This window comes from Peptoniphilus sp. HCN-40583, assembly GCF_037892835.1.
Classification (GTDB): domain Bacteria; phylum Bacillota; class Clostridia; order Tissierellales; family Peptoniphilaceae; genus Aedoeadaptatus; species Aedoeadaptatus rachelemmaiella.
The window spans coordinates 1-420 of sequence record NZ_JBBKBU010000066.1 but is presented as its reverse complement, the minus strand read 5'-3'; the positions used below and the strand labels follow the sequence as shown (position 1 = coordinate 420).

Below are 420 nucleotides of genomic sequence, written 5' to 3'. Positions count from 1 at the left end.
CTTCGTCCACGCTGGTTGGTGTAACGTAGGCCATGGTATTCTTTCGCGCTGCCGAATTGCCGTTCGATGGTTTCTTTTCGTTGTTTGTATTCTGCTTTTCCTTGGGTGGTGTAGCGGTAGTCTTCCGCGACGTCCAGGGCGTCTTGCCAGAGGTGACGAGTGACGATTTTTTGATGGTTTTTACTGGCGGTGCAACGGTGAAGGGTGGGACAGTTTTTGCAGATGTTTGGATTGCTTTTGTATTCGCGGTAGCCTTCGCGATTGGTGGTGCTGTAGGGGAGGATGTTTTCTTCCGGGCAGAGGTAGCAGTCGTAGTAGGCGTCGTAGATGAAATCGCGCTTGTAGTAGGGGGCCTCGAGTGTGGGTCTTCGTTTGGGTCGAGTGTAGGGGAAGACGGGAAGGATGTCTTTTTCAAGGAGT

1 protein-coding gene is annotated in these 420 nt (G+C 52.1%); it reads right to left on the bottom strand.

Annotated features, from left to right (window positions below; genetic code table 11):
- The coding region (locus tag WKT05_RS10590; protein WP_340414064.1) for a transposase at positions 1-420 on the bottom strand (420 nt) is incomplete at both ends.